The sequence below is a fragment of the Streptomyces sp. NPDC002838 genome (assembly GCF_040295365.1).
Classification (GTDB): domain Bacteria; phylum Actinomycetota; class Actinomycetes; order Streptomycetales; family Streptomycetaceae; genus Streptomyces.
In genome coordinates, this window is record NZ_JBEOVF010000002.1 from 409701 (window position 1) to 435833 (window position 26133).

Here is a 26133-nt window from a genome sequence, read left to right on the forward strand (position 1 = left end):
TCATGCTACGGGCCACTCGAAAACCGGTTGCGGACCGCCCTCGGGGGCGGGCCATGATGACCGCGTCCGTGTTCTCTCACGTCAGGATCCCTCGCATGCGCCGACCCCTCGGAATCCCCCGGTACCCCCACTGGACGACGGCTTTCGAGGACACGACCCCGCATGCACACCCTGAACATCGGAATTCTGGCCCACGTCGACGCCGGTAAGACCAGCCTCACCGAGCGGCTGCTGTTCGACCACGGAGCGATCGACCGGCTCGGCAGCGTCGACACCGGTGACACCCGCACCGACGACGGGGCGATCGAGCGGCAGCGCGGTATCACCATCCGCTCGGCCGTCGCCGCGTTCACGGTCGGCGACACCCAGATCAACCTGATCGACACCCCGGGGCACTCCGACTTCATCGCCGAGGTCGAGCGCGCCCTGGAGGTCCTGGACGGTGCGGTGCTGCTGCTGTCCGCCGTGGAGGGCGTGCAGGCGCAGACGCGGGTGCTGATGAGGACGCTGCGGCGGCTGCGGCTGCCCACGCTCGTCTTCGTCAACAAGATCGACCGGGCGGGCGCCCGGTCCGAGGCTCTGCTCGCCGACATCCGGCGCAGGCTGACCCCGCACGTCGCGCCGCTCACCGCTGTGACGGGCATCGGCACCGACCGGGCCCGTGTGACCCCGCTCCGGCCGGACGACCGACGGCTGGCCGAGGCCCTCGCCGAGGTCGACCCGGGCGTCCTCGCGGCGGTGGTGGACGGTCCCGAGCCCACCGCGGACGACCTGCGCACGGCCCTCGCCGCGCGCACCGCCGACGGTTCCTTCCACCCCCTCTTCTTCGGCTCCGCCCTCGGCGGCCAGGGCGTCGCCGAACTGGTCGGGGGCGTGGTCCGGCTGATCCCGCCGGCACCCACGGCGACGGGCTCCGCCCCGCGCGGCACGGTGTTCGCCGTACGGCCGCAAACCGGCGGTGAGCGAACGGCGTATCTGCGCCTGTACGGCGGTGAGGTGACCCCGCGTCAGCGCCTGACGTTCCTGCGGCGCGAGGCCGACGGCCGGACCACCGAGGTCACCGGCCGGGTCACGCGTGTGGAGGTCGTCGGCCGGCCCGAACCGCTCACCGCCGGGAACATCGCGGCCCTCACCGGCGTGCCCGGCATCCGGGTGGGCGACCGCCTCGGTGCTCTCACGGACCGCGCCCCGCAGTTCGCGCCACCGACGCTGGAGACCCTGGTCCGCGCCCGGCACCCCGAGCAGGCCGCAGCGCTGCGCTCCGCCCTCCTCACCCTCGCCGACCAGGACCCGCTGATCCACGCCCGCCCCGCGGCCTCCGGCGCAACCGCGCTGCTGTTGTACGGCGAGGTCCAGATGGAGGTGCTGGCGGCCACGCTCTCCCAGGACTTCGGGATCAAGGCCGACTTCGAGCCGGGCCGCGTCCGCTTCCTGGAGCGGCCGACCGGGACGGGTGAGGCCTGCGACGAGATGCCGTGGCACGACCGCACCCGCTACTGGGCGACGATCGGGCTGCGAGTGGAGGCGGGACCGCGCGGCTCCGGCGGGGTGTTCACGTACGAGACGGAACTGGGCGCGCTCCCCCGGGCCTTCCACCAGGCCATCGAGGAGACGGTCCACGCGACGCTGACGACCGGGCTGTGCGGGGCGCCCGTCACGGACTACCGGGTCACGCTGATCCGGTCGGGTTTCTGCGCGCCGATCAGCACCGCCGCCGACTTCCGCGGGCTCACGCCGATCGTGCTGAGCCGCGCCCTGGAGGAGGCGGGCACCCGGCTGTACGAGCCGTACCACGCCTTCGAGGCGGAGGTACCGCTCGACGCGCTGGCCCCGGTGACGACGCAACTGGCCACCGTCGGCGCCGAGTTCACCGGCACCACGGGCGGCGCGACGGCATGGCTGATCACGGGCGAGCTGCCGGCCCGGCGGGTGCGCGAGATCGAGTTGCGGCTGCCCGGGCTGACGCACGGGGAGGGGGTGTGGTGGTCGCGGCCGTCCGGTGACCGTGAACTCAAGCCGCACTAGCGGGCTTCGAAAAGCCCCCTCACCAGGACACCGGCAGCCGTCGCGGACTGCGGGTCATCCGCCCCTCCCGCCATTCGATGGTCTCGGGGGTGAACTCGGCGCTCAGTCCTGCAAATCGGACGGCGAGGCGGTGCAGGGCGAGGCCCAGTTCCAGACGGGCGAGCCAGGCGCCCAGGCAGTGGTGGGGACCGGCGCCGAACACCACGCTGGGCGCGGCCGGCGGCGCGAACAGGTCGGGCGGGCCCGGCGGGAAGACGTCGGGATCGCGGTTGGCGGAGTTGATCTGGACCGCGACCACTCCGCCCGCCGGGATGGTCACGCCGCCGATCTCGACGTCCTCGACGGCCCGGCGGATCAGGCCGGGCAGCACCCTGCCCTCGCTCAGCGGGACCGTCCGCAGCAGCTGCTCGACCGCGGTCGCCGCCGCCTCCTCGTCCTCGGCGAGCCCCGGCCAGGCCGCCCGCCCGTCGGTGAGGAGGTGGACGACGATGTTGCCGAGGGCGGTCATGGTGGTCTCGTGTCCGGCCACGACCAGGCCCAAGGTCAGTATCACCAGCTGCCGTTCGTCGACACCGAGGTCGTCACCCGCCGCCACCAGCCCGCTCACCAGGTCCTCGCCCGGGTCCTTGCGTCGCTCGGCGACCAGGTCGGCGGCGAAGACCGCGAAGTCCCGCATGGCCAGGCCGACTTCCTCGGCGGTGTGCGCGCCGCCGGACAGGGCGTGGTCGGCCCAGTTCCGGATGCGTTCCCAGTCCGCGTGGTCGAGCCCCATCAGACGGGAGATGACGGAGACCGGCAGCGGACGGGTGAACCCCTCGACGATGTCCGCGGGTGGGGGCCGTTGCGCGAACTCGTCGAGAAGGGTCTCCACCACCGACGCCACCCAGGGCCGCCAGCGGGCGACCGCCCGGGGCGTGAACGCCCGCTGCACCGTGCCCCGCAGCCGCTGATGCGCGGGGCCGTCCTGGTTGAGGAGGCCGTCCGGGGCGTCCAGCAGATTCGGTACGACGAGCAGCGGCGGGGCGTCCTCGGCTTTCAGGGAGCTCCGGTCGAACCGGGGGTCCATCAGTACCTGCCGTGCCTCGGCGTACCGGGTCACGAGCCAGACCGGGGTGCCGGTGGCGAGGGTGCCGAGCCGGGGCGGTCCGGGCTCGGGGAAGGTCACGTGGTGCATGGGGCAAAGGGGCCGGGAGGTGCTGTCTGCGCTCATCCGGGTCTCCAGAAGCGCCGGTACGGAGAGTTCTCCACGCTAGTGCGCCCTCCCTGCCTCCGTCAGCGGCATCAATCGGCCAACGGGACGGTCTGGCAAGGCCTTTGGAGGGCATTCGCATCAGTAGGAAGGAGGGCCGTCGCCATGACGACTCCCATCAGGGGCATGTCCAAGCGCATGCCCGGCTGGGCGAAGGCGGTGAGCGCCGTCGTACTGGTGCTCGTCGTGTTCTTCGCCGGCATCCGGCTGAGCGTGCTGCCCGGCCTCAAGGACCTGTTCGGTACGGAGACGCACGACCGTTCCGGTCCCGCACTGCTCGAGTCCATCCAGGACATCAGCCGTTACGACGCCGCCTCCGGCAACTTCCAGGTCGTCGTGGACCTGGAGAAGGACGCCAAGTTCCTGCCCGACGCGATCCGCGGCTCCCGCACCCTGTACGTCGGGGCGGGCACCGTCGACGCCTTCGTCGACCTCGGCAAGGTCGGCGAGAAGGACGTGACGGTCAACGACGACCGCACGTCCGCCACCCTCCGGCTGCCGCACGCCGCACTGGGCAAGCCGGCCCTCGACACCGACCGCTCCTACGCCGTCTCCAAGCAGCGCGGTCTCCTCGACCGCCTCGGTGACCTCTTCTCGGACAACCCCAACGGCGAGCAGGCCGTGCAGAAGCTCGCCGTCCGGCACATCAGCGACGCGGCGAAGCAGAGCGAGCTGACCGAGCGCGCCGAGACCAACACCACGAACATGCTCCAAGGTCTGCTGCGTTCCCTCGGCTTCAAGGAGGTGAAGGTCAGCTACGCCGGCTGATCAGGCGCCGAGCACACCCGGCAGGGCGAGGGCGCCGAGCAGGGTGGCGCCGACCAGCGCCCAGGCCACGTAGTCCCCGACGTGGCCGGACCGCAGACGCCGGAGCGGCAGCGCCCGCTCCGGCGCGGCGAGCAGCCTCGGGCCGGTGACGGCCACGGCCGCGAGGCCCACGGCCGGCGCGGTCAAGGCCAGGCCCGGCAGGATGCCGACCGGGGTCCAGTGCACGGGGGCGACCACGACCCCGCCGGCCCCGGCTTCCTTCACGGCGCGCGACACGAAGGCGGCGAGGACGAGCGCGTCGTGCCCGCCGTGCGCGTCGAGCCCCCGGCCGATATCTACGGGCCGGGGGCGGCGTGGCCGCATTCTCGGGCGGTTCTCGGGTAATCGCCTTACTACGCAGGGAAGTTGAAGACTGGAGGACCGCATGGCCCGTGCAGCCGCACGTCCGCGTGTCTCGTCACGCCTGCGCACCACCAAATCCGACAAGCCCAAGCCCGGCAAGCCCAAGACCGACAAGCCCAAGACCGACAAGCCCGCCAAGCCGGGCAGGACGACCGGACGACGCCCACTTCCTTTCCTGCTCCGGCTGCTGGCGATGCTGTGCGCCTTCGCGGTCATGGTGGCGTTCGCCGTCGTGCTGGCCCGGTTGACACTGCAGCCCTCCCCCGCCTCGGAGGCGCTGACGCACACCAACATGCGTCCGGGACGCTCGTTGCGGGCCTATCTGGACCAGCCCGCGCTGCGGGACGCCGTCAAGCAGATCGGCGGAAACCTGCTGCTGGGCGTCCCGTTCGGCATCCTGGTGCCGGTCGTCGCCCCGCGCACGCGCGGGATCCTGCGCGTGCTCCTGCTGACCGCGTTCGTGATGCTCCTGGTCGAGTTCGCGCAGGGTGCGCTGGTCACCGGTCGGGCCTTCGACATCGACGACGTCATCCTCAACACGACCGGGGCCCTGGTGGGCTATCTGCTGCTGGGGCGGCGGCTGAGCCGGGCGGTGCATAGCTGAGGTCGGTGGCCGTGAGCGAGGAGGGCGTCAGACACAGCCACGTGGTGCCTCGCTCAGCGGGATCGTCGTACAGGTAATGGACGAAGCGCGTGTCCCATCGGCTCTCGTCCGCGCCCAGGTAGCGGACGAGTTTGCGCCTCCCGCGCTCGACGTCGAAGGGCACGAGCCGGGCGCTGCCGCGCGCGATGACCTGCCGCACCCGGCCCGTCGCCAGGTCGCATTCGTCGACGACGAGCGCGATGTCGGGGTCGTTTCGCACGCGCGCGAACAGTCGGGTCCACGGTCCCGTCAGAACCCAGAACGTCCCGTCCTCCCACAGGAACCAGACGGGGCGCACCGTCGGACCGTTCGTGGCCAGGCGCGCGGTGAGCGGTCGCCGCAGAAAGGCGTCCACGTCAAATGGAGTTGAGGTCACCGGCTCATGCTGCCATCGCGGGCGCTCCCTGCCCACCGGCGGTCGGCCGACGCGGTCGGTCAGTGGCGGGTCCAGGTGAACTTGTCGCCGCCCACCCAGCGGACCACGTCCGGGTCGTCCAGGTCATGGACCGTGATGCCGAACGCGGCGGCGGCCTCCAGGACGTCGGTGACGGCCTTCGCCTCACCGACCACCTGGCCGTCGATCTCCACGATCCGGAAGGGCGGCGTGCCCGGCTGTACACCGAGCACCAGGATCCGCGGATACGTCATGTGCGGGCTCGCGATTTCGGTCATGGATAGAGCGTAAAGCGCATCCTGCCGGAGGGAGAGGCGTGCGTCACCCGTCCAGCGCGCCGGTTCACGGTCGCCGCCACTCGTCGCTGCCCAGGTGCGAGCCGGCCTGCGGGCCCATCCGGAGCATGCCGCCGTCCACGCTCCAGGACGCGCCGGTGACGTAGGTGGCGTCGGGGCCGGCGAGGAAGGCGATCACGGCCGCCACCTCGCGGGCGTCGCCGGGCCGTCCGAGCGGGACGCCGGGGCGGTCCTCGGTGTGCGGGTCGATGTCCTCCTGGCCGGTCATCGGCGTGGCGATCTCGCCGGGCGCCACCGCGTTGACCGTGATTCCGTGCTCGGCGAGCTCCAGGGCCATGACCTGGGTGAGCAGACCGAGCCCGCCCTTGGCCGCGCAGTACGGCGCGGCCCCGACCCGGGGCTGGTGTTCGTGGACGGACGTCACGTTGATGATCCGGCCGCCGTCGCCCTGCCGGATCATGTGCCGGGCCGCCTTCTGTCCGCACAGGAAGGGGCCGACGAGGTCGACCTCGATGACCTCGCGGACGTCGTCCAGTTCCAGGTCGAGGAAGGGCGTCATGGTGCCCGTACCGGCGTTGTTGACCAGGACGTCGAGTCGGCCGAGCCGGTCGCACAGCTCGTCGACGGTGCCGGCGGCGACGGGCAGCCGGGTGAGGTCCATCTGGGCCACGGCGGCCCGCTGCCCGTGGGCGCGGACCTCCTCGGCGGTCTCCTCGGCGCCCTTGAGGTCGCTGTGCCAGGTGATGCCGATGTCCATCCCCGCCCGGGCCAGCCGGACGGCGGTGGCCCTGCCGATGCCGGAGTCGGCACCGGTGATCACGGCCACCTTGCTGCGTGGGGCGGTGGGGGCGGACATGTCAGGCCTCCTCGTGGACGCGGGCGAGGTGATGACGCATCGCAGTACCCGGACGCGTACCCGACAAACCGGCCGCCCGCCGTGCGGCGCCCGTGCCCCTGGGGAACTCTGGAGGTGGAGGTGGCGATGGATCCCGTCGAGGCCCTGGACCGGATCGCCTTCCTGCTGGAGCGGTCCCGCGCGCCGACGTACCGCGTGCGCGCCTTCCGTACGGCGGCCCGGGTGCTGACCGCACTGCCCGAGGACGAGGTGCGCGAGCGGGCGTACGCCGGGACGCTGGAGTCCCTCCGGGGCGTCGGCCCGAAGACGGCGCAGGTGGTGCGGGAGGTGCTGGACGGCCGGGTGCCCGGCTATCTGGAGAAGCTGGAGGGCGAGGCCGACGCTGCGCCGGCCGGGGGCGGCGAGCGGCTGCGGGCCCTGCTGCGCGGGGACTGCCATGTGCACTCGGACTGGTCGGACGGCGGCAGCCCGATCGAGGAGATGGGCCGCACGGCGGCGGAGCTCGGCCACGAGTGGGCGGCGCTCACCGACCACTCGCCCCGGCTGACCGTGGCACGCGGCCTGTCGCCCGACCGGCTGCGCAGACAGCTGGACATCGTCGCGGAACTGAACGAGACGTGGGCGCCGTTTCGGCTGTTGACCGGCATCGAGTGCGACATCCTCGAGGACGGCTCGCTCGACCAGGAGCCGGAGCTGCTGGACCGGTTGGACGTCGTGGTGGTGTCCGTGCACTCCAAGCTGCGCATGGACGCCCGCTCGATGACCCGGCGCATGGTGGCCGCCGTCCGCGATCCGCACGCGGACGTGCTGGGGCACTGCACCGGGCGGCTGGTCAGCGGGCGGGGGCGGCCCGAGTCGGAGTTCGACGCGGACGAGGTGTTCGCCGCGTGCGCCGAGTCCGGCACGGCCGTGGAGATCAACAGCCGGCCCGAGCGGCTCGATCCGCCCCGGCGGCTGCTGCGGCGCGCTGTGGAGGCGGGCGTGCTGTTCTCGATCGACACCGACGCGCACGCGCCCGGCCAGCTGGACTGGCAGATCCACGGGTGTGCCCGGGCGGAGGAGTGCGGGGTGCCCGCGGAGCGCGTGGTCACCACCTGGGCCTTGGAGGAGCTGCTGGCCTGGACCCGGGAGGGACGCGTTCCGGAGCGGGTGGCGAGCGGCTGAGGTGGTACTCGACGTGATGCCCGAGGTGGTGCTCGGGCGGTGCGAGAGGAAGGGACGGGCGCATGGGACGGGCCGCCGTGTTCGACGTCGACGGGACCCTCGTCGACACCAACCACCTCCATGTGGCCACCTGGTGGGAGGCCTTCCGGCAGGCGGGCCACCAGGTGCCGATGCACGCCATCCACCGGGCCGTGGGCCTGGGCGCCACCGATCTCGTCGCCCACCTCCTGGGCGACGACCGGGACAAGGACCGGGACACCGAGCTGAGCGCCGCGCACAAGACGCTCTACGGGCAGTACTTCGACCGGCTGCCCGCCCTGGAGGACGCCGGGCGGCTGCTGCGGCGCCTCGACCGCGACGGCTGGACGGTGGTGCTCGCCACCTCGGCGGGCGGCGCCGAGCTGTCCGCGCTGCGCCGGGCGATCGACGCGGACGACGCGATCACCGCCACGGCGAGCGCGGACGACGTCGACGAGGGCAAGCCCGCGCCCGAGCCCGTCGAACACGCCCTGGAACTGGCCGGAGTGCCATCCGAGCGTGCGGTGTTCGTCGGCGACACCGTCTGGGACATGCGCGCGGGCAGCCGGGCCGGGGTGTGCTGCGTGGCCGTGCTGTGCGGCGGCATCCCGCGCACCGACCTGGAGGAAGCGGGAGCGGAGGCGATCTACGACGACCCCGCGCACCTGCTGGCGTCGCTGGCGGAGAGCCCCTTGGCGTGAGGTACGGAGCCCTGGTGGCGGGTGGCTGCCCCGCGTGAGGTGGTGGGCGGTGCGGATACCCGCTGCCGATGACGACGAATGCCGTACGGAGGGAAGCACAATACGTCGGCAGGGCCGCCCGGGCGGCCCTGCGAGGTCCCGGCCGGGAGCGCGATCTGGTCGTGCAGTCGCTCAAGGCCGCGGCGGCCGCTCTGCTGGCCTGGTTGGTGGCGAGCGACTGGCTGGGCGACCCGCTCGCCCTGATGGCGCCCTGGGTGGCGGTGGTGCTGGTGCAGGCCACCGTCTACGGCTCGCTGCGGCAGGCCGCGCAGCAGTTCGCCGCGATCTGCGCGGGGACACTGCTGGCGTCGGCGGCGCAGGCGCTGACCGGTGACACACTGGGCGCGCTGGCCCTGTCGGTACCGGTGCTGATGCTGCTCGCGAACTGGCCGCGCTTCGGCGACCAGGGCATCTACGGAGCGACCACCGCCGTGTTCACCCTCGCCTCGGGCACCGTCTCGGCGTCGGCGGTCGGGCACCGGGTCTCGCAGGCGGCGCTGGGCGCGGTCATCGGGGTCGCCGTCAACGCACTGGTCCTGCCGCCGATCCATCTGCGGGACGTACGGGAGAACCTCGCGGCCCTCGCCCGGGAGGCGGGGGACGTGCTGCACAGCGTCGCCGGCGACCTGCGGGAGCCCGAGTGGGACGCGCAGTCCGCCGCCGGCTGGTCGAGTGGCTCGGCGCGGCTGGAGCGGCGTCTGGAGGCGCTGCGGTCGGCGCGCGGGTGGAGCCGGGAGAGTCTGCGGCTGACGGCCGGCCCGCTGCGTGCCGTCCGCCGGGCCCCGTCGGCCGTCCCGTCCGAGAAGGAGGACGAGCGGTGGAGTGGTATCACCGGACACATCAGGGCGCTGACCCGGACCCTGGCGGTGGCGGCCGACGAGAACCGGACGCCGGCACCGCCCGAAGGCTCAGCGCTGCGATCGTACGCACAGCTGCTGGAGTGGATCGGGGACGCGTGCCACGCGGAGAGCCGCCGTCTGCTGGACGGCGGCGACGGCACGCGGCCGGACGGGCGGGCCGAGGAGGCGATGCGCGAGCTGCACGGGCGGCTGCAGGAGGGGCTGCGGGACCACGCCGCACAGGGGCCCGACCGGACGGCCGTCCTGGGGACCCTGCTGCTGCAGGCGGAGAACCTCTGGAGCGAGGCCGTTCCGAGGGCCTGGCGGCGGTGACACACATCACCGCGCCGGGCGACGAAGTGCGGAACATCCAGGGGTGGTTGCCAGTTGAACAAACCGTGGGTGCGGATGGGACAGTGTCCCCGGGCCTCACCTTTTGCCCACAGGGACGATCGTTCGGCTGAAGCCCTGTGGAGCCTTTCGCCGAGAGGCGACCGCCATCCGCACCCACGCACAGACCGCCCCGACCGTGATTCCCCCGTCCGGTCGGGGCTTTCTCATGCCCACCGGACAGGGCCGCCCGGCGGCTTGCCTTCGAGAGCGCTCCAAAACGTAGCGTTTCCGGGCATGAGCATCGCACAGCACAAGATCGGCTCGGGCTTCGACGCCCGGAGCACCGCCGACGACGTCCTGGCGGGCCTCGACCTGACCGGACGGCTCGCGATCGTCACCGGCGGCTACTCGGGCCTCGGCCTGGAGACCACCCGCGCGCTCACCAAGGCCGGCGTCCGGGTCGTCGTCCCCGCCCGCCGTCCCGCCGCCGCGCGGGAGGCGCTGGACAGCCTCGACGGCGTCGAGGTGGACGAGCTTGATCTCGGTGACCTGGACAGCGTGCGCGCCTTCACCGAGCGGTTCCTCGCCTCGGGCCGCACGCTCGACTTCGTCATCGACAACGCCGGGGTCATGGCCTGCCCCGAGACGCGCGTCGGACCCGGCTGGGAGGCGCAGTTCGCGACGAACCACCTCGGGCACTTCGCCCTCGTCAACCGCCTGTGGCCGGCGATCGAGCCCGGCGGCGCCCGCGTGGTCTCCGTGTCCTCGCGCGGCCACCACTTCTCCGGCATCCGCTGGGACGACATCGACTGGCGCCGCGGTTACGGCAAGTGGGAGGCGTACGGGCAGGCGAAGACGGCGAACGTCCTGTTCGCCGTGCACCTCGACCGGCTCGCCCGGGACCGGAGTGTACGCGCCTTCTCACTCCACCCCGGCGGCATCCTCACGCCCCTCCAGCGGCATCTGCCGAAGGAGGAGATGGTGGCGAACGGCTGGATCGACGAGGACGGCAACCCGTTGGACGTCGAGGGCATGAAGACACCGGAGCAGGGCGCGGCCACCCAGGTCTGGGCGGCGACGTCACCGCAGCTGGCCGGCCTGGGCGGCGTGTACCTGGAGGACTGCGACATCGCCGAGCCCGCTCCGGCCGACGGCGAACGCGAGGGGGTCAAGGACTACGCCATCGACCCAGAGCAGGCGGCCCGGTTGTGGGAACTGTCGGCGGAGCGGACGGGCGTGAACGCCTTCGCCTAGGGGGCAGCTAGTGCCCCGACGGGCCACGTTCGCCCCGTCGCGACGCCCGGCACGCACTGGACGCCGCTCCTTAACGGGCAAACGCTGCCTGCCGGGGCACTAGGAGGCGTCGATTTCGCGGGTGCCCGTAGAGCGCGGCGGGCGCGCCGGTGGCCAGGGCCCAGTAGCGGTCGCCGTACGACCAGTGCCACCACTCGGTGGGGTAGTTCACGAGGCCCGCCGCGCTCAGGGCTTCGCCCAGGACGGCGCGGTGGGCTCGTGCCTCGTCGGTGATGTCGGCGGATGCCGTGTAACAGGCGCCGGCGCTCTGTTCCGGGCTGGCGTTCATGGGGGTGCCGAGGTCGAGTTCGCGGCCGTCGGTGTCGGCGAGCGTAAGGTCCACGGCGGCTCCAGCGGTGTGCGGGGCGATCTCGGGCGGGGATATGTAACGGCTGGCCGCCGAGCGAAGGCGGTCGGCGGACCAGTCCGGGTGCTCGGCGCGCAGTTCGTCCGCGTACTCCTCGAAGTAGGCCCGCTGCAGGGCCGGCGGGCGGTATCCCTCGACGAAGAGCAGGCGCAGGCCGCCGGGCAGCAGTGCCTGCGCCCGAAGAAGCCGGTCGAGCACGCCCCGCCGCACGTGGACCTCGGCACCGTGGGAATCCTCGCGCTTGCGGTCGTCCACCTGAAGGCAGCCGCGTACGTCGACCAGGGGCTCCCCGCACTCCTCGACCGGAACGGCGGCGACCCTGGCATCGGAGATCAGGATGATCTCACTCATGACGTGATCATCTCCCGGGCGGCTGTGGCGCCACGGGCCGCGTGTATCGCCTTCGACCGGGTACTCGGGACAGTCCCCGTCGACCCAGCGGCCGTAAGGAGTCGAAGGTGACCACTTCAACGGGCAGCAGGATTGTCGTCACGGGCGCCACCGGCAACGTCGGCACCAGCCTGGTGCGCCTCCTCTCCGAGGACCCGGCGGTGGAGTCCGTGCTGGGCGTGGCCCGGCGGATTCCCGAGTGGGCGCCTGCCAAGACGGACTGGTCGGGGATCGATCTGGCGTCCGACCAGGCCGACCTCGTCAAGGAGTTCGAAGGCGCCGACACCGTGGTCCATCTGGCCTGGGCGTTCCAGCCGACGCACGACCCGGCGGCGACCTGGCGCACCAACGTGCTCGGTGCGATCCGCGTGTTCGACGCGGTGGCCTCGGCCGACGTGCCGACGCTGGTGCACGCGTCGTCCGTCGGCGCGTACTCGCCGGGGCCGAAGGAGCACGCGGTGGACGAGTCGTGGCCGACGCACGGTTGGCCGGACGCCGCGTACTGCCGGGAGAAGGCCTATCTCGAGCGCGCCCTGGACACGTTCGAGCGCGACCACCCGGGGGTCCGGGTGGTGCGGATGCGGCCGGCGTTCCTCTTCAAGCGGGAGTCGGCGAGCGAGCAGCGCCGGATCTTCGGCGGCCGCTTCCTGCCGGGCCCGCTGGCACGGCCGGAGCTGCTGCCCTTCCTGCCCGACATCCCGGGCCTGCGCGTCCAGGCGCTGCACACCGACGACGCGGCGAAGGCGTACCGGCTCGCGCTGCACTCCGACGTCCGCGGCGCCTTCAACCTGGCGGGCGAACCGCCGGTCGACGCGGAGCTGCTGGGGGAGATGCTCGACGCCCGCCCGGTACGGCTGCCGCGCACCGCGGCCCGCTCGGCGATCGCCGCCGCGTGGGGCCTGCACCTGCTGCCCGCCTCGCCGCACCTCTTCGACGCGGTCCTCAGGCTGCCCCTGATGGACTGCACGCGCGCGCGTACGGAACTCGGCTGGCGCCCGGAGCACACGGCGACAGAGGTGCTGGAGGAGTTCCTGCAGGGCATGCAGCAGGGCGCGGGGGAGAGGACCGAACCGATGAGGGGCCGCAAGGTCGGCTGAGAGCGGTCAGGCGGAGGACTCGTCCGGCACCGGCTGTTCGGGATGCACGGAACCCGAGCGCGGCGCACCCTGGCGGCCGGTGCCGGCCTCGTCGGTGTCGGGGACGTCGGTGGCGGGCTCGGTGGTCTCGTCGGGTTCCTCGGTGTCGCCGCTGTCACCCTCCTCGCGTTCGGCAGTGACCTCCCACGGGTCCTCGCCCGCGTCGGCCTGCTGGTCCGGCAGGTCCCGAGGGACGGGGTCACCGTGCTCACCGGGTGCTTCGTGGCGGTGGTCGACCACGGCATCCTCCCTTCGCGTCGTCCGGGCCACACGCGAGTACCTCCGCGATGACCTGCGAAACGTCGGTGCGGCGCCCGGTCCCGTACGGCCGAGCGTCAGTGGGACGGAGCACGGCCGGGCGGTCGAGTAAGTACCGCGCGTCGTCCGGGAGCGGGTCAGGACGCGGAGTCCTCGATCTCGTCGAGGGCCGCGACGAGTTCCGGGGCTACGGCCTCCTGGACCCAGCGCTCTTGCCCGGCGTCGACCGCCCGCGGAATCGTCTCCGTGAGCATGATCAAGTACAGGTAGGCGCGGTAGAGGGCGAGGCGGAGCCTGGCCGGGGTGTCGAACTCGGCCCGGCCACCGGCCTCCCGGTAACCCGCGAGAAACGCCTCGTCCTTCTCGATGTCCCCGAGCAGGGCCAGAGAGACGAAGTCGGCGAGCGGATCGCCCCAGAACATGCGCTCCCCGTCGATGAGCCCGCCGATACGGGGCTCCTCCCCCGCCGCCGGCCGGTCCACCAGGATGTTCCCCCGCCACAGGTCGAAGTGGACCAGGCACGGAACGGTGACCTCGTCGAGGGCGGGGAGGGCGGCCCGGAGCGTGCGGGCGACCTCGTCGGTGGGGCGGGGCAGTCGCGCCCGGTAGTGGCGGGCGTCGGCGAGGATCGCTTCGATCATGGCGGTGAACGCGGTGCGCCAGTCGGGGGCGAGCGGGCCGAGGGCGCCGGACGGGTAGCCGTAGCCGGGCCCGGTCACCCGGTGCAGACGGGCCACCTGACGTCCCAACTCCGCCCGCAGAGGCACCTGTTCGGCCTCCGTGAGCGAACCGTCCCAGGGTTCGCCCGGGCACGCGGTCATCAGCAGGTGTCCTACGGCGGCTTCCTCGCCGACATGGACCACGTGCGGCGCGGGGACTCCGGCCTCGGCGGCGGCGCCGTAGAACTCGGTCTCGGAGACCAGGAGCCGGCTCTCGTACCGAAGGCAGGGGGCGGTCGGTGCGGGCGCGACCTTCAGCACGTAGCGGCTGCCGTCGGTGAGGAGGAGTTCCTCGACGGCGTTGTACGTGCCGCCGGACAGTGGGCGGAGGCGGGCGAGGCGGGCGGGGTCCACGCGCGCCCCCTCCAGGACACGCCGGGCCCGCTGCCAGGAGTCCGACGAGCCTGCCTGGTCCATCGAGTCCGCTGGGCCCATGGAGTCCACGGAGTCCACCACCTGCACCCGCCCCCTTCTCGTTCCTCTGATCAGCCGGCCGCCCACACGTCCTCGACGTAACGCCCGGCCACCACCCTGTTGAGCCACCGCCCGGCGTCCGGCGTGCGCTCCCGGTACAGCGTACGGAACGCCTTGGCCGACGCCCGCCGCCGCACCCTCGGCATCGGACGCGCCCTCGGGGCAGGCGGTGCCCGCGCCTTCGGGGGCACCGAAGCGGGCGAGGGTGTGCCACACCATCTTCAGGTCCTGGAGTGCGTGGCGGCCCGTGCGGGCGGCGTCGCCGATGATCCGCGGGTCGAGGCGGCCGTCCTGGGCGATGTGCCCGCCCAGTTCCACGTACTCCTGCCCCCGGTAGTCCGCGTGGCGGCGCAGTTCGGCCACGGTGAGCCGGTAGCCGGGGTGCCACTCGACCGGGCAGGGCAGCAGGCGGGCAGCCGTCTCGACGGGTGTGCCGCGGTAACTGGCGTCGAGGACGAGCGCCTCCACGTCCCGGGTGAGGAGGACTCCGGCGTGGACCTGGGCCTCGATGTAGTCGTTGAGGGCGTCCTGTTCGTCCGCCTCGGCCAGGGCTATCAGGGACATGCCGGCCGCGACCCCGAAGTGGTCCGGTTCCGCCGCGCTGTCCGGGTAGCAGAAGGTGGCGCGGGCGAGCGCCTCGCCGGTCAGCCGGAAGTGGGAGGAGCCGAACCGGGGGGCCGCGCCGACCACTTGGCGGCGGAAGTTCAGGGCGCCGTACACGGGCCGGTCGTGCGCGAGCGCGTCGTCGTAGGCACCGCCGAAGATCCGGCTCTCCCAGCGCCAACGGTCACCGCCGGGATGCGCGGTGAGGCCACCGTTGCTGGTGCCCGTGACAAACTGCGAGTGGTAGGTACCGTCCCGGGCCAGCGCCTCCAGGATGGGCAGCCCGCGCACCAGCCGGTCCGGGTGGAAGTTCAGCGTGATGCGCACGTCGGCGGCGACGGCCGGCCCTTCGGAGAGGGCCGCCACATGGAGCAGTGCGGTCCGCGCCCGCGGTGACCCCACCTCACGGAAATCCACTGGCTCCCCCTCACTCCGCCTGCCTAACCTAGCCCCTTGCCTAGGCACCCTAGGTTTCCGCACGACCACGGGAGGCCCCCATGAGATCACTCACCGAGCAGGACATCCGCAACTCATTTATCAACTGCTCGAAGGGCGAGGCCAAACGCCTGGCCGTGCCCCGGGACCTCGACGAACGCCCATGGAACGACCTCGACTTCCTCGGCTGGCGGGATCCGGGAGCACCCGACCGCAGCTATCTGGTGACCGAGCAGGACGGGGGGCTCGCCGGCGTGACCCTGCGGTTCCCGTCCTCGCAGCGAGGTTTTCTTCACCGCAGCATGTGTTCGCTGTGCCTGACCACCCACCCGGGCGGCGGCGTCTCGCTGATGACGGCCCGCAAGGCGGGCGCGGCGGGCCGCGAGGGAAACTCGGTGGGCCTGTACATGTGCACCGACCTCGCCTGTTCCCTGTACGTCCGCGGCAAGAAGGTCCCCGACTCAGCAGCCCGCTTCGAGGAGAGCCTCACCCTGGAGGAGCAGATAGCCCGGACGACGGGCAACCTGTCCGCCTTCCTGGACAAGCTCTACGCCTGACCTGGTCGGTTACTGGTCCCTCAGTCGCGCCGCCGCCACCTGGTGAAGGTGGATCAGGACGTCGTGGCTGCGGGCGAGCGCGATGTCGTGCGGGCCGTCCGGATAGGCGGTGCCTATGCTGCGCGTCGGCCGGGCGCGGTGCAGCCACTCGCGGGCCGGTGACCCGGCGGAGCGCAGGTCGAGTAGGTAGTCGCGGTGGCGTACCCGGTCGAGGGTCCGCTCGTTGCTGCCCGGGCCGGGCGGTCCCAGTGTCCAGTGGCGGATGGCGGCGTCGTCCTGGCCGGTGGCGTTGAACGAGCCGTGGTGGAACGTCAGACCGACGCTCACATACCCCGCGCCGAGGCTGTCGCGCAGGAACGCACCCTGCACCATGGGGTTTTCGGCGGGTTCCTCCGGGACGTAGCCGACATGGTTGTTGTGCGCCGACAGCAGCACCTTGGTGCCGGTGTCCTTCTGCCACCGGACGACATTGGCGGCCATCGTCCTGTCCCGGTAGCGCATGGCCTCGGCGATCTGCGTGGGATCCTCCACGTCGAAGGCGTACTGGCGGGCGGTCCGGTCGATCGCCGTCGCGTTCCGCACGGCCCGGTCGTACGCCTCCCGGTCGGCGCCCGGGGCCCGGCTCCTGAGCAACTCCAGTGCCCGGCCCGTGCGGTCGGCCATCTCCAGGCGCTCGGCGTACGGCTTGTGCAGGTACTGCTCGATGTACGTCCCCGTCGCCACGGTGGGCCGCAGGCCGCGGTAGAGCTCGGCGAGTCGGGCGCTCGACTCGGGGTGGGCGGCGGCCACGTAGTCCGCGACCGCGTCGTACACCTCGGGCCCGGTCCAGGCGATGTCGTCGCCCATGAAGCGGACGGGGTCGTCGGGATGGCGGACGTTGTACGCCCGCATCCACTCCATGAGCCGCAGATAGTCGGTGTTGTTCCACCACAGGTAGTCGCGCTGGAACTCGTCGCGCATGATGCGCCGGGGGTCGCCCTTGCCCCGCACCACGTAGTCGTCGAGGCGCACACCGGTGCTCCAGGGTGCCTCCAGCGCGAAGGTGCGGAAGCCCTTCTCCTCGACGAGGTGGCGGAAGACGCGGTCCTTGAGGGCGAAGAAGTCGTGGGAGCCGTGGGTGGCCTCGCCCAGGCCGACCACGTCGGCGTCGCCGATCATCCGGTCGAGGGCGCGCAGATCACGGGTGTCGCCTTCCGGTTCGACGGTGCTGAGCGGATGGGCCGCGCGGTCGAGTGCCTCGACGACGGTCGGGGCGGGTGCGGGGGCCGCCGCGGCCGGGGTGGCGGCCACGGCAGCGGTGCCGAGGGTGAGGAGTAGGGTCAGGATTGCTCCGGTCCGTTGCCATGTCATGATCCAAGGCTTTCGTCCCGGAGCGGCGGGGGCCATGCGGCTGTCCGCAGAAAACGGGGTGCGGACAACCGCGGGGAGAGGACTGGGGTTTTCCTCAGGAACAGGCCGCCCCGCTCTCCTGTCGTACCGGAATGACCATCTACGCTTCCTTGCGGACAGTCGCGGACAGTCACGGTCCTCAATGAGAACCTTCGGTCCATCTGTGGAAGGGACAGCCCGAGGATGCGAGATGTGCGTGAGGGGACGGCGTCCCTTGGGCGGTTCGTGAGGCGGCGCCGGGATCCCGTGGTCGTCCATACGCTGCGGTCGGCCGCCGCGGCGACGATCGCGTATGTCATCGCGCTGCGCCTCAGCCCCGAGGCGGCGCCGCTCACCGCGCCGCTGACCGCGCTTCTGGTCGTCCAGGTCACCCTCTACGCCACGCTCACCACCGGCATCCGCCGGGTGAACTCCGTGGTGGCCGGCGTCCTCGTCGCCATCGCCTTCAGTCTGCTGGTGGGGCTGACCTGGTGGAGCCTGGCGCTGCTGATCGTGGCCTCGCTGGTCGTGGGGCGCCTGGTGCGGGTCGACGAGTTCGTGCCGGAGGTGGCGATCAGCGCGATGCTGGTCCTCGGAGTGACGACCCACGGAGACACGGCGTGGGCGCGCGTGGTGGAGACACTGATCGGCGCGGTCGTCGGGCTCGGCTTCAATCTGCTCCTCGCGCCGCCGGTGTGGGTGGAGGAGGCCGGTGAGTCGCTGGAGGGACTGGCCCGCCGGCTGCGGCAGTTGATGCTGCGCATCGGCGAGGAGGCCGCCGGCCGCACACCGGTCGAGCAGGCCGCGGCGCGGCTGCACGAGGCACGTCGGCTCGACCACGACATCGTCGAGGTGGACGCGGCGCTGAGGCAGGCCGAGGACAGCCTGCGGCTCAATCCGCGCGTGCGCGAGGGCCTGCTGCACCGAGTCGTGCTGCGTACCGGGCTGGACACGCTGGAGATCTGCACGGTCGTCCTGCGGGTGCTCGCGCGTACCCTCACCGACCTGGCGAAGGAGCGTGAGCCCGAGCCGCTGTTCGCGAAGGAGACGGGCGCCGTCTTGGAGCAGTTGCTGTCCGAGATCGCCGACGCGGTGGTCAGCTTCGCGGTGCTGGTCACCACCCACGTCAGCCTCAACGCCGACGCGGCGGAGTCCCGGCTCGCCGCGGAGTTGCGTACGGCGGTGGGCACCCGGGACAAGCTCGCCCTGCTGCTGCGCGAGGAGGCCGAGCGCGAGACCCGGAACTGGCAGCTGCTCGGCGCCGTCCTGACCGAGGTGAACCGCATCCTCGACGAGCTCGACACCGAGCACCGCTCGCATCGCCTGCTGGAGGAACTGGACCGCGTGTCGCGGGAGCAGCGCGCGCGGATGCCGCGTCTGACCCGGCTGCGCGAGCGCATGGGCGTTCAGGAGCAGCTGTGGCGGAACCGTACCGGGTTCGGCGGGCGTTCTTGGTGAGGGGATGCCGGGACGGGGCCGGCACCGGATGCGAGGGAGCGGGCCCATGACCGACACCACCGTGCGGATCGACGGGAACACACTGCGGCTGCCGGGCGGTGTGGCCGTACGGTTCGTCCGCACGCTGCGTCTGCCCGAGACGGGCACCCATCCGCTGCCGCCGGGCCTCGGCGAGTTCCCTCTGCGCCGGGTCTCCGACTGTCCGGACACGGTCCCCGAGCAGTGGCGGGCACGAGGCGGGGTGATGCTGCCGGTGTACCTGCGCGAGGCGATGTGGCTGAGCTTCGCGGGCACGACGGAGCCGGCCGCCCTGCAGGTGGGGGCGGGAAAGGTGTGCGCCGTCTCGGGTCTCCCCTGGAGCGGCCGGCTCTCCCGCGAGCCGCAGAACTACGTCGTCCTGCCGCGCCAGCCGTGGCTGGACGGCATCAACTCCGGCAAGGGGACGGTCCGCCAGTTCGTGGCGGTGCCGCTGGGGATGGGCGCGACCGTCGAGGGCCAGGTCACGGGCGAGGAGGTGTGGGGCGGCGTACAGCTGCAGTCGTTCCGGCTGAACGACGGGGAGCTGGCCCGGTGGCGCGAGGAGGAGCGGCTGCGGGTGGAGCGGGAGAGGTCGATCATCCTGCCGCCTCCGGGGTACGGAGCCGCGATGCCCATGGCGGCTCCGGCCGGGAGCGCGGCCCCCGCGGGCCGGCCGCGGGCCGCGGCCGCGATGGGTCTCGGCGTCGGCGGTTCGATGCGGCAGGAGGTCTACCGGGACGACCGGCCTCTGGAGGACTGGTCCGAGCAGCCCGCCGGGCGCGTGTTCGTCCACCTGGTGACGCCCCCCGAGTGGCGCCGCATCACCGGTGAGGCTCCCCCGCCCTCCCCCGTGGACCGCGCCGCGTACACCCGCGCCGGGCTGCCCTGGTTCGACTACTACGACCAGGACGCCGAGGATCTCGCCCCCACTGACACCCTCGGGGGCGTCAAGCCGGTCGGTGACTGGCTCGGGGACGACCACGAGCCCTGGCAGGAGCCCTCGGCGCAGCAGGTGCAGCCGCTCAAGGACGCGCCGGGGAAGCCGGTCGAGGACGGTGACTGGTAAACACCCGGGCCTGTTGCGCTCTACGCAACGCGGGGTGCCGTTGTTGCACCTGGCGGGTGATCCACGCCAAGGTGGCTGTCGCGACCGGGACGATGCGACGACCTGAGGTGTGGACATGGGCAGTGGTGGCTGGAGCAGGCGCCGGTTCGTCGGCGCCCTCGCGGGAACGGCCGCCGCGGCTGCCCTGCCCGCGTGCGGTGACGCGCCGTCGGAGACGGAACCGCCGGCGTCCGAGCCCAGTCCGAGTGCCCCGCGCGCCACGACGAGCGCCCCGCGCGATACCGGCAAGCCCTCCGGCCCTCGCCCGCTCCACCTCGGCACTTACACCTCGGTCGAGGGCGGCGGCACGGGCATCGGTCTCGCCACCTACGACGCCGAAAGCGGCCGTATCACGGCAGGCGGAACCCTCACCGACGTCGCCAACCCGTCGTACCTCGCGCTGCGTCCGGACGGCCGCACGCTGTACGCGGTGAACGAGCAGGATGACGGCGCGGTGACCGCCGTCCGGCTGTCCGACCGCAAGGTTCTCGGGAGCCGGAGCACCGGAGGCGGGGGGCCCTGCCATCTGTCGGTGCATCCGGGCGGGCGCTGGCTGCTCAGCGCCAACTACACCTCCGGCAGCGTGGCCGTGCACCCGATCGAGGCCTCGGGCGCGCTCGGCGAGCGCACCGACCTGGTCACGCACTCCAGCCCGTCGCCCGGTCCCGGCCAGGACGGCCCGCACGCCCACCAGTTCATCACCAGCCCCGACGGCGGCCATGTCCTCGCCGTCGATCTGGGCACGGACACCGTGTACACCTACCGCCTGGACGAGAAGACCGGCAGGCTCACCGAGGTCGCGCAGGCGCACACCCGGCCGGGAGCCGGGCCGCGTCATCTCACCTTCCATCCCGGGGGCCGCCACGCGTATCTGGCCAACGAGGTCGACAACACGGTCGCGGTCTGCCGCTACGACCCCGAGACCGGTCGCCTCAGCGTCGGTGAGGCCCAGTCCACGGGAACGGGATCGGGCACGAGCTACCCGGCGCAGATCCTGGTGACCTCGAACGGCGCGTACGCCTATCTCGCCAACCGGGGCCACAACAGCCTCACGCGCTACGTGGTGGAGGCGGACGGCGCCCGGCTCAGGCTGCTGGACACGGTGCCGGTGGCCGGTGACTTCCCGCGCCAGATCGCCTTCTCGCCGGACGGATCGCTGCTGTTCGCGGCGAACCAGAAGTCCTCCACCGTGAGCGTGTTCCATGTGAACACGCGCAGCGGTGAACTGCGGCTCGCAGGCGAGCCGTTCGCCTCACCCGTCGCCGTCTGCGCGCTGCCGCTGTAGGGCCCGCGGGCGGGACGCGGCGGTGGCCTGGGTGAGCAGGACGTGCATGCGCTCCGTGAGCTGGGCGACGTCGTCGGCGGGCGCGTGGAACGCCAGGCGTACGTCGCCGTGGGCGCGGGCGCGTTCGATGCGCAGCGTCAGTCCGTGCCGGTCGACGGCGAGTGGCTGGACGCGGACCGCGCCGTGCAGGCTGTCGGAGTCGACGAGGCGGGTGAGCCGCTCGACGGCATCGGCGTGGCAGTCGGCGAGGTGGGTGAGCAGCCGCGCCTCCGCCGTGGCCAGCGGGTCGGGCGCGGCGGCGGCGAACTCGTCGAGGTCGACGACGACCGCACCGGACGGCGGGCGCAGCACCACGCGCGTGGCGCGGAACGCCAGGTGGCCGTCCTCGTGGACGAACCATCCGGCCATCCAGAGCCGGGCCCGGATCCGGCTGCGCACGGGGACGGGCGCCACGTCGGCGAACTCCAGGACGGCGGACGGCTCGCCGCGGGGTGCGCAGATCGCGGCCGCGAGCAGAGTGCTGTCCTCCGGCACGTGCAGGAGCACCCGGCCGTCCTCGGCCACGGTGTGCGCGCCGACGAACTCCTCGCGGCCACCCTCCGCGGTCACCGCGCAGGACCACGCGGCGGCGAGCACCGACCGGGCCCGCTCCGCCGCGGAAGGCGCGGCCGTCCAGCTTTGGCTGTCACCCATCCCAAACCTCCTTAGGTAAGCCTTGCCTAACCTATCGAAGATCTTGGGTGAAGCCAACCATGAGTGACCGTGAACCGGTGAATGTCAGGAGGAGATGACACCCAGCAGCGCCCGCGCGCACAGGTCGCGCACCTGCTCCCGCGAGAGATCCGAGCCGCGCAGCCACTCCAGACAGACGGCGGTGGTGAAGGCCAGCCAGCCTCGGACGGCCAGTCGAAGGTCGGGCCGCGCCTGCGCGAGCGGGCCGAACTCCGGGTCCGCGGCCAGCGCCGCGAGGATCTGCCGCTCCTGCGCGGCCAGCGCCCGCCGGTAGACCCTGCGCACGCTCTGGTCGCCCGCCGCGTCGGCACGGTGGAAGGCACGGTAACCGTGGGCGTGCGCGTGGACGTACTCCAGATACGTGTCGAGGCCGGCGGCGAGCTGCTCGCGCACCGGGACTCCGGGCACGGCCTGAGTCATGCTCAGCATCCGCTCACTCTCGCGCTCGACGACCGCCGCGAAGAAATCCCGCTTGGTCGGGAAGTAGTGGTAGAGCAGCCCGCGTGAGACCCCGGCGATCTCGGCGACCTGCTCGATCCACACGTCGTCGTACGGACTCTCCGAGAACAGCCGCGCCCCTACCGACAGCAGCTGCTCACGGCGCTCCTCGGTGCTGAGCCGACGGCGTGTGCGCTCGCCCTGGTTCGGGGCCATACCCGCACTTTACTTGACGTCGGTTCAACAGCGGGACGACACTGAGGCCCCTCTATTGAATCCACGTACAACACGCGCACAGCACGCTCAACATGCCGCTGCCGCAAGGGAGATCGCGTCATGGCGGAGACGTCGACAGGGACCGGACTGCCCAGGGGATTCCGCGGCGCCGAGCAGGGCTGGCCGGAGCTGCGCCGCATTCCGCGTCCGCCGCGGCGGCTTCCCCTGCTCGGCGACGTACTCGGTTCCAGTCGGCGTACGCCGCTGCAGGACACCCTCCGGTACGGCCGGCGCCTGGGACCGATATTCCGACGCAAGGCCTTCGGCAGGGAGTTCGTGTTCGTGTGGGGCGCCGATCTCGTCGCCGACCTCGCGGACGAGTCGCGCTTCGCCAAGCATGTGGGCCTCGGGGTCGCCAATCTGCGGCCGGTCGCCGGGGACGGGCTGTTCACGGCGTACAACCACGAGCCCAACTGGCAGCTGGCGCACGACGTTCTGGCCCCGGGCTTCAGCCGGGAGGCGATGGAGGGCTACCACGCGATGATGCTGGCGGTGGCCGGGCGGCTCACCGACCACTGGGACCGCGAGCTGGCGGCCGGGCGGGCAGTGGACGTGCCCGGCGACATGACCAAGCTGACGCTGGAGACGATCGCGCGGACCGGATTCGGTCACGACTTCGGTTCCTTCGAGCGCGCCCGGCCGCACCCCTTCGTGACCGCGATGGTGGGCACGCTCACCTATGCGCAGCAGCTGAACGCGTTGCCCTTCCCGCGGCTGATGCGTGCTGCCGCCCGCCGCAACGCGGCCGACATCGCCTACCTCAACCGCACCGTCGACGACCTCGTCCGCGCCCGGCGTACGGCGAGCGGAGACGGGGACCTGCTGGACCGGATGCTGGACACGGCCCATCCGGAGACCGGGGAGCGGCTGCCGGAGCGGAACGTCCGCCGCCAGGTCATCACCTTTCTGGTGGCGGGCCACGAGACCACCTCGGGCGCCCTGTCCTTCGCACTGCACTACCTCGCCCGCCATCCCGACGTCGCCGCCCGCGCCCGCGCCGAGGTGGACCACGTCTGGGGCGGAGCGGGGGTGCCCGGCTACGACCAGGTGGCCAAGCTGCGGTACGTCCGCCGGGTGCTGGACGAGTCGCTGCGGCTGTGGCCGACCGCGCCCGCCTTCGCCCGGGAGGCACGGCAGGACACGGTGCTGGCCGGGACGCACCCGATGCGACGGGGCGCGTGGACGCTGGTGCTCACGCCGATGCTGCACCGCGATCCCGCGGTCTGGGGTGCCGACGCCGAGCGGTTCGACCCGGACCGCTTCGAGGCGCGGGCCGTACGGTCCCGTCCCCCGCACACCTTCAAGCCGTTCGGGACCGGGGCGCGGGCCTGCATCGGGCGCCAGTTCGCGCTGCACGAGGCCACGCTGGTGCTCGGCCTGCTGCTGCGCCGCTACGAGCTGCGGCCCGACCCTGACTACCGGCTGCGGGTGGCCGAGCGGCTCACGCTGATGCCGGAAGGACTGCGGCTTCACCTGGAGCGCCGGACAGCCACCGGCACGGTCGCGCCCGCTCGGGAGCCCGACGAGGCCGCGTCAGAGCTGCGCTGCCCAGTGCGCGGGGCGGGTGACTGACTCCGGCAGGCGGGTGCCCTCACCGCCCCTGGCCGCGTTCAGCTGGGGCTGGGTGAGGAAGAACGCGTCGGTCAGGTCCGCGTCCGTGAGGTCGGCGCCGCGCAGATCGGCGCCGATCAGGTCCGCGCCGCGCAGATCGGCGCCGGTGAGGTCGGCGGCTATCAGGTAGGCGCCGCGGAGATTGGCGCCCCGCAGGTCGGCGCCCTTGAGGCGGGCACCGATCAGGTCCGCGCCCCGGCGGTTCTTCTTCTTGCCGCGGACGCCCGCCCGGGCCAGCTCGCTGGTCTTCAGCAGGAGCACGTTGACCTCCTGCCGGTGGGCGGGCACGTCCAACGCGCCGAGTTCCTCGGGGGTCCCGCGGGTGAGCGCCTCGGTCCGCTCCAGAGCCCGGCGCAGGTCGGCGTGGAGGGGGCGGGCCGCCGGCAGGGTGAGCGCCTCGGTGAGGTACCAGAGCAGCTCGTGGAGCTGACGTACGACCGGGAAGACGTCGACCATGCGCCGGGCGTCCTCGCGCGGGCCCGTGCGCCAGTCCCGGCCGCCGAAGGTGACCTGTGAGACCTTCTGCCCGGCGCCGAAGCAGTCGTAGACCGTGCAGCCGGTGAAGCCCTTCTGCCGCAGTGTCGTGTGGATGCCGCACCGGTGGTCGCCCTGGAGGTTCGGGCAGGGCTTCCCGGCCTGCTTGTCGATGGCGAAATCCGCGGAGGCGGCGAAAGGCAGGGCGACACAGCACAGCCCGAAGCACTGCTCGCAGTCGCCGCGCAGGTCAGGACGGTCCACTGGCTGATCTCGCATGTCGTTCAGCATACGGAACGAAAACTCACCGACGAGTTTCCGGCCTTGTGGGGGTCCCCTCATCCAACGGAAAACAAGCTCGGCTACTACAGAGGAGGGAGCCGACAAAGGCAGGAGCCCCACCCACCTGCTGTGCGACGGCACCATCGTCTTCGACGACACCGGTGAGCTCCTGCCGAACGGGCGGGTCGTGAGCCCGCACCGCACGCCGGCACACTGACTGTGGCCGCCTGACTCATCCGAGAGCGTCCGGCAGTTCGAGGCCGGCCAGGCGCTCGGGGTCGGCCAGGATGTGCATCGCGACGATCCGGCCGTCGGCGACGGTGACGCCCATGACCGACTGCAGTCGCCCGTCGGGGGCGTTGACGAATCCGAGCGCGCCGTTGACGAGCGCCACCCGCGCCGTCGCGGAGAACTGCCGGAACACCATGGCCTGTTCGGCGACGCCCTTCGCACCGCGCACCACCTTCGAAGCGGCCGCACCGCCGACCAGGACCCCGGAGTCGACCCGCAGCACGACGTCGGGGTGGAGGACGGCGACCAGGGCCTCGAAGTCCCCCACGTGGCTGGCGGCCAGGAACGCGTCGGCGACCTCGCGCTGCCGGCCGAGGTCCGGGTCGGCCGAGGGAGTGGCCCCCTGCACCCGGCGCCGGGCCCGGCTGGCCAGTTGGCGGGTAGCCGCCGAACCGCGGTCCACGATCGGCGCGATGTCGTCGAACGGCACCGCGAACATGTCGTGCAGGACGAACGCGAGCCGTTCGGCGGGCTCCAGCGTCTCCAGGACGATCATGAGGGCGAGGCCCACCGAGTCGGCCTGGAGGACCTCCTGTTCCGGGTCGGTCCGCGGCAGGGGCCGGATCACGGGGTCGGGGACGAAGGTGTCGTCCAGGGGGTCCTCACGGCGTGCGGTGCGCGAGCGCAGCATGTCGAGGCAGACCCGGCCGACCACGGTGGTCAGCCAGCCTCCGAGATTCCTGATGTCCCCCGCGTCGGTGCGGCTCAGCTTCAGCCAGGTCTCCTGGACGGCGTCCTCGGCCTCGGCCAGTGAACCCAGCATGCGGTAGGCCACCGCCCGCAGATGCCCGCGGTGCTCCTCGAAGCGCTCCGCCAGCGGCTCGCTGTCACTCATC

26 protein-coding genes and 2 pseudogenes are annotated in these 26133 nt (G+C 72.4%); 14 read left to right on the forward strand and 14 right to left on the reverse strand.

Going from position 1 to position 26133, the window contains the following annotated elements; genetic code table 11:
* The first annotated feature begins 162 nt into the window (after nt 1–162).
* A complete protein-coding gene (otr(A), locus tag ABT063_RS04540; RefSeq protein WP_351055635.1) occupies nt 163–2025 on the forward strand; it encodes a tetracycline resistance ribosomal protection protein Otr(A) in 1863 nt (620 codons plus the stop codon).
* A gap of 19 nt (nt 2026–2044) precedes the next feature.
* Here otr(A) and ABT063_RS04545 read toward each other — a convergent pair whose 3' ends face one another.
* Entirely contained in the window at nt 2045–3235 is a 1191-nt protein-coding gene (locus tag ABT063_RS04545) for a cytochrome P450 (RefSeq protein ID WP_351055636.1), read from the reverse strand.
* Nucleotides 3236–3379: 144 nt separating this feature from the next.
* Here ABT063_RS04545 and ABT063_RS04550 point away from each other — a divergent pair, with 144 nt between their 5' ends.
* On the forward strand, nt 3380–4042 hold the full coding sequence (locus ABT063_RS04550) for a DUF4230 domain-containing protein (protein WP_351055638.1): 663 nt from the start codon (nt 3380–3382) through the stop codon (nt 4040–4042).
* Here ABT063_RS04550 and ABT063_RS04555 read toward each other — a convergent pair whose 3' ends face one another.
* Nucleotides 4043–4405 carry a hypothetical protein gene (locus tag ABT063_RS04555; protein WP_351055639.1) on the reverse strand — a complete coding sequence of 121 codons (363 nt, stop codon included), beginning with the start codon at nt 4403–4405 and terminating at the stop codon, nt 4043–4045. It abuts the gene before it with no gap.
* Between the two features lie 61 nt (nt 4406–4466).
* Here ABT063_RS04555 and ABT063_RS04560 point away from each other — a divergent pair, with 61 nt between their 5' ends.
* Nucleotides 4467–5048, forward strand: a complete 582-nt coding sequence (locus ABT063_RS04560) for a VanZ family protein (protein WP_351055641.1) — start codon at nt 4467–4469, stop codon at nt 5046–5048.
* Here the strand turns inward: ABT063_RS04560 and ABT063_RS04565 are convergent.
* From ABT063_RS04565 to ABT063_RS04575, 3 genes are all read right to left on the reverse strand, one after another.
* The gene (locus ABT063_RS04565) at nt 4978–5463 is read right to left on the reverse strand and encodes a pyridoxamine 5'-phosphate oxidase family protein (protein ID WP_351055642.1); all 486 of its coding nucleotides are present in this window, start codon (nt 5461–5463) and stop codon (nt 4978–4980) included. The two genes, ABT063_RS04560 and ABT063_RS04565, sit on opposite strands and share 71 nt — an antisense overlap.
* Before the next feature lie 59 nt (nt 5464–5522).
* Complete coding sequence (locus tag ABT063_RS04570; protein ID WP_351055643.1) at nt 5523–5759, reverse strand: hypothetical protein; 237 nt, start codon at nt 5757–5759, stop codon at nt 5523–5525.
* A 64-nt stretch (nt 5760–5823) separates the two neighbouring features.
* Entirely contained in the window at nt 5824–6633 is an 810-nt protein-coding gene (locus ABT063_RS04575; protein WP_351055644.1) for an SDR family oxidoreductase, read from the reverse strand.
* 126 nt (nt 6634–6759) lie between these two features.
* On the opposite strand from ABT063_RS04575, the gene ABT063_RS04580 reads away from it, so the two are divergent.
* From ABT063_RS04580 to ABT063_RS04595, 4 genes are all read left to right on the forward strand, one after another.
* The gene (locus ABT063_RS04580) at nt 6760–7797 is read left to right on the forward strand and encodes a PHP domain-containing protein (protein WP_351055645.1); all 1038 of its coding nucleotides are present in this window, start codon (nt 6760–6762) and stop codon (nt 7795–7797) included.
* Between the two features lie 62 nt (nt 7798–7859).
* Nucleotides 7860–8516, forward strand: coding sequence for an HAD family hydrolase (locus ABT063_RS04585; RefSeq protein WP_351055647.1), 657 nt, complete (start codon nt 7860–7862; stop codon nt 8514–8516).
* 68 nt (nt 8517–8584) lie between these two features.
* Nucleotides 8585–9727, forward strand: coding sequence for an FUSC family protein (locus tag ABT063_RS04590; RefSeq protein ID WP_351055649.1), 1143 nt, complete (start codon nt 8585–8587; stop codon nt 9725–9727).
* Nucleotides 9728–10021: 294 nt separating this feature from the next.
* A complete protein-coding gene (locus ABT063_RS04595; RefSeq protein ID WP_351055650.1) occupies nt 10022–10981 on the forward strand; it encodes an SDR family NAD(P)-dependent oxidoreductase in 960 nt (319 codons plus the stop codon).
* A 70-nt stretch (nt 10982–11051) separates the two neighbouring features.
* On the opposite strand, the gene ABT063_RS04600 is transcribed toward ABT063_RS04595, so the two are convergent.
* Nucleotides 11052–11738 carry a M15 family metallopeptidase gene (locus tag ABT063_RS04600; protein ID WP_351055651.1) on the reverse strand — a complete coding sequence of 229 codons (687 nt, stop codon included), beginning with the start codon at nt 11736–11738 and terminating at the stop codon, nt 11052–11054.
* Nucleotides 11739–11845: 107 nt separating this feature from the next.
* On the opposite strand from ABT063_RS04600, the gene ABT063_RS04605 reads away from it, so the two are divergent.
* Nucleotides 11846–12874: an SDR family oxidoreductase gene (locus ABT063_RS04605; RefSeq protein WP_351055652.1), complete on the forward strand. Its 1029-nt coding sequence runs from the start codon at nt 11846–11848 to the stop codon at nt 12872–12874.
* 6 nt (nt 12875–12880) lie between these two features.
* Here ABT063_RS04605 and ABT063_RS04610 read toward each other — a convergent pair whose 3' ends face one another.
* The 3 genes and pseudogenes from ABT063_RS04610 to ABT063_RS04620 form a co-directional block, all read right to left on the reverse strand.
* Nucleotides 12881–13153: a hypothetical protein gene (locus ABT063_RS04610; RefSeq protein WP_351055653.1), complete on the reverse strand. Its 273-nt coding sequence runs from the start codon at nt 13151–13153 to the stop codon at nt 12881–12883.
* A gap of 155 nt (nt 13154–13308) precedes the next feature.
* Nucleotides 13309–14307: a phosphotransferase family protein gene (locus ABT063_RS04615; RefSeq protein WP_351055715.1), complete on the reverse strand. Its 999-nt coding sequence runs from the start codon at nt 14305–14307 to the stop codon at nt 13309–13311.
* 222 nt (nt 14308–14529) lie between these two features.
* Nucleotides 14530–15384, reverse strand: a pseudogene (locus tag ABT063_RS04620) (DUF3626 domain-containing protein); the annotation flags it as partial.
* Between the two features lie 80 nt (nt 15385–15464).
* Between ABT063_RS04620 and ABT063_RS04625 the strand changes: the two are divergent.
* A complete protein-coding gene (locus ABT063_RS04625) occupies nt 15465–15959 on the forward strand; it encodes an FBP domain-containing protein (RefSeq protein ID WP_351055654.1) in 495 nt (164 codons plus the stop codon).
* 9 nt (nt 15960–15968) lie between these two features.
* Here ABT063_RS04625 and ABT063_RS04630 read toward each other — a convergent pair whose 3' ends face one another.
* Nucleotides 15969–17309: an erythromycin esterase family protein gene (locus ABT063_RS04630; protein WP_351055655.1), complete on the reverse strand. Its 1341-nt coding sequence runs from the start codon at nt 17307–17309 to the stop codon at nt 15969–15971.
* Between the two features lie 222 nt (nt 17310–17531).
* On the opposite strand from ABT063_RS04630, the gene ABT063_RS04635 reads away from it, so the two are divergent.
* The 3 genes from ABT063_RS04635 (at nt 17532) to ABT063_RS04645 (ending at nt 21193) form a co-directional block, all read left to right on the forward strand.
* Entirely contained in the window at nt 17532–18785 is a 1254-nt protein-coding gene (locus ABT063_RS04635; protein WP_351055656.1) for an aromatic acid exporter family protein, read from the forward strand.
* A gap of 46 nt (nt 18786–18831) precedes the next feature.
* Nucleotides 18832–19869: a hypothetical protein gene (locus ABT063_RS04640; protein ID WP_351055657.1), complete on the forward strand. Its 1038-nt coding sequence runs from the start codon at nt 18832–18834 to the stop codon at nt 19867–19869.
* 115 nt (nt 19870–19984) lie between these two features.
* Nucleotides 19985–21193: a lactonase family protein gene (locus tag ABT063_RS04645; protein ID WP_351055658.1), complete on the forward strand. Its 1209-nt coding sequence runs from the start codon at nt 19985–19987 to the stop codon at nt 21191–21193.
* Here the strand turns inward: ABT063_RS04645 and ABT063_RS04650 are convergent.
* Together ABT063_RS04650 and ABT063_RS04655 are read right to left on the reverse strand one after the other, a co-directional pair.
* The gene (locus ABT063_RS04650) at nt 21161–21886 is read right to left on the reverse strand and encodes a DUF2470 domain-containing protein (RefSeq protein WP_351055659.1); all 726 of its coding nucleotides are present in this window, start codon (nt 21884–21886) and stop codon (nt 21161–21163) included. The two genes, ABT063_RS04645 and ABT063_RS04650, sit on opposite strands and share 33 nt — an antisense overlap.
* Nucleotides 21887–21970: 84 nt before the next feature.
* A complete protein-coding gene (locus ABT063_RS04655) occupies nt 21971–22579 on the reverse strand; it encodes a TetR/AcrR family transcriptional regulator (protein ID WP_351055660.1) in 609 nt (202 codons plus the stop codon).
* A gap of 120 nt (nt 22580–22699) precedes the next feature.
* On the opposite strand from ABT063_RS04655, the gene ABT063_RS04660 reads away from it, so the two are divergent.
* Nucleotides 22700–24211 carry a cytochrome P450 gene (locus ABT063_RS04660; RefSeq protein WP_351055661.1) on the forward strand — a complete coding sequence of 504 codons (1512 nt, stop codon included), beginning with the start codon at nt 22700–22702 and terminating at the stop codon, nt 24209–24211.
* Here the strand turns inward: ABT063_RS04660 and ABT063_RS04665 are convergent.
* Nucleotides 24173–25015 carry a pentapeptide repeat-containing protein gene (locus ABT063_RS04665; protein WP_351055662.1) on the reverse strand — a complete coding sequence of 281 codons (843 nt, stop codon included), beginning with the start codon at nt 25013–25015 and terminating at the stop codon, nt 24173–24175. The two genes, ABT063_RS04660 and ABT063_RS04665, sit on opposite strands and share 39 nt — an antisense overlap.
* 112 nt (nt 25016–25127) lie before the next feature.
* Here ABT063_RS04665 and ABT063_RS04670 point away from each other — a divergent pair.
* Nucleotides 25128–25223: pseudogene (locus ABT063_RS04670) on the forward strand (DUF5999 family protein); the annotation flags it as partial.
* A 15-nt stretch (nt 25224–25238) separates the two neighbouring features.
* On the opposite strand, the gene sigJ reads toward ABT063_RS04670, so the two are convergent.
* Complete coding sequence (gene sigJ, locus ABT063_RS04675) at nt 25239–26132, reverse strand: RNA polymerase sigma factor SigJ (protein ID WP_351055663.1); 894 nt, start codon at nt 26130–26132, stop codon at nt 25239–25241.
* Between the last annotated feature and the right edge of the window lies 1 nt (nt 26133).